The 5,292-nt window shown below is 76.4% G+C and carries 4 protein-coding genes; 1 reads left to right on the top strand and 3 read right to left on the bottom strand.

Annotated elements, in window-relative coordinates:
- Positions 1 to 23 precede the first annotated feature (23 nt).
- The 3 genes from NT8_RS27070 to NT8_RS27060 all read right to left on the bottom strand — a co-directional run bounded on the left by NT8_RS27070 (position 24) and on the right by NT8_RS27060 (position 4,442).
- Positions 24 to 1,451: an Nramp family divalent metal transporter gene (locus tag NT8_RS27070; RefSeq protein ID WP_067975661.1), complete on the bottom strand. Its 1,428-nt coding sequence runs from the start codon at positions 1,449 to 1,451 to the stop codon at positions 24 to 26.
- 205 nt (positions 1,452 to 1,656) lie between these two features.
- A complete protein-coding gene (locus NT8_RS27065; RefSeq protein ID WP_067975658.1) occupies positions 1,657 to 3,546 on the bottom strand; it encodes a sugar phosphate isomerase/epimerase and 4-hydroxyphenylpyruvate domain-containing protein in 1,890 nt (629 codons plus the stop codon).
- A gap of 8 nt (positions 3,547 to 3,554) precedes the next feature.
- Positions 3,555 to 4,442 carry a shikimate dehydrogenase gene (locus NT8_RS27060; RefSeq protein WP_067975656.1) on the bottom strand — a complete coding sequence of 296 codons (888 nt, stop codon included), beginning with the start codon at positions 4,440 to 4,442 and terminating at the stop codon, positions 3,555 to 3,557.
- A gap of 159 nt (positions 4,443 to 4,601) precedes the next feature.
- Between NT8_RS27060 and NT8_RS27055 the strand changes: the two genes are divergently transcribed.
- Positions 4,602 to 5,264, top strand: coding sequence for a TetR/AcrR family transcriptional regulator (locus NT8_RS27055; RefSeq protein ID WP_067975653.1), 663 nt, complete (start codon positions 4,602 to 4,604; stop codon positions 5,262 to 5,264).
- The last annotated feature ends 28 nt before the right edge of the window (positions 5,265 to 5,292 follow it).

Raw genomic sequence — 5,292 nt, 5'->3', positions numbered from 1 at the left:
GGGGGCGGGCGCGGCGGGCGGGGTCAGAGCGCGGCGGCCTGGGTGACCACCATCGCGGCGGCGAAGAACCCGTAGAAGCCCACCGCCACCGCCATGCCCACCAGCCGCCAGCCGCGCAGCCGGACGGAGCCCGGCAGGTCGCGGGTGTTCAGCCGGATGAGGAGCATCGCGTAGACGAGCGTCACCACCGACGCCGCGCAGGTCGAGACCAGCAGCAGCGCGATGGGCTGGTCGAACCCCGCGAGCAGGATCGCCGAGCCCAGCACGATCTCCGCCCACACCACGGCCAGGTAGAGGCGCGGCTCGCTCCACCGCGTCGACCCCGCCAGGTAGGTGCGCCGGAGGAAGTCGGAGGTGACGCGCCCGATGATGTCGAGCAGGCCCATGGCCGCCGCCCACAGCGACACGGCGGCGACGGCGAAGAACAGCACGCGCAGCCACCCGCCGACCCGGTCGGCCAGCACCTGCCCCTGGATCTGCAGGAACGCCGGGCTGTTGTCCAGGCCCGCGCGCCCGTACAGGGTCTCGTAGGCCAGCAGGCACATCACACCGATGGTCACCACGCCGACCGCGAGGAACGACACCGCGTGCTCGATGTTGGCCCGCCGCCACCAGGTGCGCCACCGGTCCAGGTTGGCCGGGGTCTCCTCGAAGGAGTACCGGTCGGCGCCCGACGCCTCCTCGCGCCCGGTGATGGGCGACACCAGCCGGGGCACGTGCGCGCCCATGCCGTACCGCTTGTCGCGGATCCAGTTGCTCAGCACCAGGTTGTGCACGCCGCCCGCCCCTGCGGCGCCGATGGCGCTGAGCAGCAGCGTGAAGGTCACCCCGTCGGGGATCCGGCCGAACCCGGTGACGGCCTGCACCGCGCCCTCGCCCCACGTCGACGCCGACACCACGACCAGGCCGACGACGACCAGCAGGAACAGGGTGAGCAGCACCTTGGCGGTCTCCACCCGCTCGACCGTGCGGTAGACCACCTTCGACGCCGAGAGCAGGACGCCGATCACCACCAGCGCGCCCACCGAGATCAGCACCGGGTCGCCGCCGCCGATGAGGAAGGTGGCCACGGTCGACCCGCTGGTGGCCCAACCCGGCCACACGTACTGGAACGCCCCGGCCAGGCAGATGGCGATGCCCCAGCCGCGCCACCACCGGGACACCCCGGCGACCACCGTCTGCCCGGTGGCCAGGGTGTAGCGCTCGATCTCCATGTTGATGAGGGCCTGCACGGCCACGGTGACGATGGCCAGCCACAGCAGGCCCAGGCCGGCGATCGAGGTCAGGTAGGGCCAGAGGATGATCTCGCCCGCGGCGAGGCCGACGCCGACGGCGACCACGCCGGGCCCGACCATCCGGCGCAGCGGCGGCGGGTCGGGCAGGTCGCGGACGAGGGGGGCGGCGTCCTCGGGGCGGTCGGCGGCGGACGGCGGGTCCGCGTGCTGGCTCATGGGGTCCTCCGATGCGAAGGGGGCGGACGTGGGGGAGGGGCGGTGCGGTGGCGGGCCGCGGTCGGCGGCGGTGCGGGGTGCCGCGCGGCGGATGGGCGCGCGGTCACGGCGGGGCGCCCGGCGGGGTGGCGGCGCGGGCGTCCGGCGGGGCGGGCGCGGCCGCCGCGGGGTCCGTCCGCGGCGGCGGGCACCCGCCCGCCGCTGGTCAGGAGGCGGTGGTCAGGGCGCGCTGCGCGGCCCGGCGGACGGGCGCGTTGGCGGCGCCGAACCCGGCGTAGCCGCCGACGCGCTGCACCACCTCGAAGAACACGCGGCCGACGGTCGCCAGGTAGCAGTGCAGGAAGGCGCCGTCGGCGTCGCGGTCGTACATCAGGCCGAGGTCGCGCAGGTCGGCGGCGAGCCCGGGATCGAGGTCGTAGCGGGCCTCCAGGTCGTCGTAATAGTTGGGCGGGACGCCGAGGAACACCGCACCGCGGGCGCGGGCCCGGCGCACCAGGGCGCGGATGTCGCCGGTGCGCACCGCGACGTGCTGCAGCCCCAGGTGCGGCGCCGGGCCGTGCGGGTCGACGTCCTCGATGCTCAGCGCCAGCCGCACCGCCCCGTCGGGCGTGCCGACGGCCCGGCTGCGCACCAGCCCGTAGGGGTCGGCGACCTGCACGCTCGGGCTCGGCCGCAGCGCCAGGACGCTGCGGTAGAACAGCGCGGCCTCGTCCACGTGGTGGCGCGGCTGCGGCAGCCCCACGTGGTCGATGGCCTCCAGCGGGGAGCCGGGGTCCGCTCCGGGGCCGGTGCCGTCGAGGCCGCCCTCCGGCGCCTCCGGGGCGGGCGCGAAGTCGTCGGTCCACGAGGGGGCGTCGGTGCGCCCGGTGCGGCAGAAGAACATCTCGGTGCCGTCGGGGGCGGCGACCGCGTCCAGCGGGGCGTCGCCCGCGGCGGTCGTGCGGGGCAGCACCGGCGCCAGCAGCGCCTCGGCGCGGGCCACCGCCGCCGCCGGGTCGGCGGTCTCCAGGCCGAGGGCGGCCACCCGCGCGTCGGGGCCGCCGTCCGCCTCGGTGACCAGGACGCGGGCCGGGCCGCTCGCCCACAGGTCGACCGGCTTGGTGCGGTGCCGGCCGCGCCGGGTGAACCCGAGGGCCGCGAGCTGGGCGGCGACCCGCTCCCCGCCGGCAGCGGAGACGGCCAGTTCGGTGAACGCGAACCCGGTCGCCGGCCCGGCGGCGGGCACCGCGCGCAGCCGGGCGCGCGCCCGCTCCGCCGCCGGGCCGGCCGGGCCCGCCGCGAGCCGGGCGGCGGCCTCCTCCTGCAGGGCGAGCAGGGAGCGCATGGCGTCGACGGCGCCGCGCTCGGGCTCGGTGCGCCGGTAGACGTCGTTGAACACCTCCAGCGACGCCGGGCCGGTGTAGCCGGCGCGCAGCGCGGCGGCGAGCACCCCGGCGACGTCCAGCTCGCCCTGCCCGGGGAAGCACCGGTAGTGCCGGCTCCACTGCAGGACGTCCATCGCCATCAGCGGGGCGTCGGCGAGCTGGAGGAAGAAGACGCGGTCGCCGGGGATGGTCTCGACGGCCGCGGTGTCGGTGCCCCGCGACAGGATGTGGAAGCTGTCCAGGCAGGTCCCCAGCGCCGGGTGGTCGGCCATGCGCACGATCCGCCACGCGTGCCGGTAGTCGTCCACGTGCCGGCCCCAGGCCAGCGCCTCGTAGGCGACCCGGATGCCGTGCGCCTCGGCCGCCGAGGCGAACCGGTGCAGCTGCTCGGCCGCGAGGGCGTCGTCGTCCACCGCCCACGGCGCCGTGGTCGAGCACACCAGCACCAGGTCGGCGCCCAGGCGGCGCATCAGCGCGAACTTGTGCCCGGCGCGCCGCAGCACCTCGGCGAAGCGGTCGGGCGGGGCCGCCTCGACGTCGCGGAACGGCTGGTAGAGGGCGATCTCCAGGCCGAGGTCGGCGGCGCGGGCGCGCACCTCCTCGGGCGTGGACGCGGCGGCGATCAGGTCGTTCTCGAAGATCTCGACGGCGTCGAATCCGGCCGCGGCCGCCGCCGCGAGCTTGCGCTCCAGCGGGCCGCTGATGGACACGGTGGCGATCGAGGTGCGCATGGCGGCTCCTAGGGGAGTCGGGGGGCGGTCGGGGGCGGCGCGGTGAGGGCGGACATGTCGGCGAGCATCGGCCCGGGGTCGGGGGCGATCCCGGTCACCAGGCGGAACGCCTCGACCGCCTGGAACACGGCCATCCCGGCGCCGCCGAGGGTGCGGCAGCCCAGCGCGGCGGCGTGGTCGAGCAGGGGGGTGTCGGCGGGCCGGTAAACGACGTCGGCCACCCACGTGCGCGGGCGCAGCGCCTCCAGCGGGACAGGGGCGCCGGGGTGGGCGGCCATGCCGACCGGGGTGGCGTTGACCAGGCCGGAGGCGCCGGCGAGCAGCGCGGGCAGGTCGGCGGGGGCGGCGTGCCCGGCGCGGTCGGCGCCGGCGTGCGCGCGCAGGTCGGCGGCGAGGTCGCCGGCGCGGGCGCCGTCGGTGTCGACCACCGTCAGGTGCGCGGCGCCCAGGTCGAGCAGGGCGTGCCCGACGGCGGCCCCGGCGCCGCCCGCCCCCACCAGCACCACCCGGTCCAGGTCGGCGTCCGGCAGGCCGCGCGCGAAGGACCGGGCGAACCCGGACCCGTCGGTGTTGTGGCCCACGGCGGCGGACCCGTCGAACAGCACGGTGTTCACGGCGCCCAGCAGGGACGCCTCGGGGGAGAGCCGGTCCAGGAACGGCAGCACCGCGCGCTTGCACGGGTGGGTGATGTTCAGGGCGTCGAACCCGAACTCGCGCGCGGCGGCCAGGAGGGTGCCGACGTCGGACGCCGGCCGGCCGAGCGCGTCGATGTCGATGGTGCGGTAGACGTAGCGCAGGCCGTGGCGTTCGGCGGCGCGCTCGTGCAGCTCGGGGGTGAGGGAGGGGCCGATTCCGGCCCCGATGAGGCCCACCAGGTGGGAGCGGCGTGGCGGCATGGGTGCTCCGTGCAGGCGACGTTAATGTACGAACTAGTACGTTAGTAAGCCACATCACACGCCGCCGTGTAAAGCCCGCCGCCCCCGCGCACCCGTTGCGGCCGGCGCGGGGGAGCCGTCGGTACAGTGGCCCCGTCCGCCACCCCACCGAGGAGCCGCATGCAGGACCCCGCGCCGCCCGCCGTCCGAGGCCCCGGCCGCGCGCGCGACGCCGCCCGCACCCGGGCGGAGATCATCGAGGTCGCCACCCGCGAGTTCGCCGAGCAGGGGTACACCGGGGCGCGCGTCGACCGCATCGCCGAGCGCACCCGCACCACCAAGCGGATGATCTACTACTACTTCGGCGGCAAGGAGGGGCTCTACGTCGCGGTCCTGGAGCACGCCTACGCCGGTATCCGGCAGAGCGAGCGCGACCTCGACCTCACCGGCCTGCGCCCCATCGAGGCCATGCGCCGCCTGGCCGAGCTGACCTACGACCACCACGTGGCCCACCCGGAGTTCATCCGGCTCGTCAGCATCGAGAACATCCACCGCGCCGAGCACCTGGCCAGCTCCGAAACGCTGCGCAACCTCAACATGCCCGTCACCGACCTCATCGCCGGGCTCCTCGCCGACGGGCGCGCCGACGGCACCGTCCGCGCCGACGCCGACCCCCTCGACGTGCACATGGTGATCAGCGCCTACTGCGTCTTCGCGGTCGCCAACCGGCACACCTTCGACGCCCTCTTCGGCCGCGACCTGCTCGACCCCGCCCGCCGCGGCCACTACCGCACCCTGGTCGGCGACCTCGTCGTCCGCTACCTCACCCCCACCGGCCCCTGAGCCCGGCGCGCGCCCGCCTCGGGCGGGC

The sequence above is a fragment of the Nocardiopsis trehalosi NBRC 14201 genome, from assembly GCF_001552555.1.
GTDB classification, from domain to species: Bacteria; Actinomycetota; Actinomycetes; order Streptosporangiales; family Streptosporangiaceae; genus Nocardiopsis_B; species Nocardiopsis_B trehalosi.
Note: the sequence above shows the minus strand (reverse complement) of the source record. Positions and strands in the feature narration are given on the sequence as shown.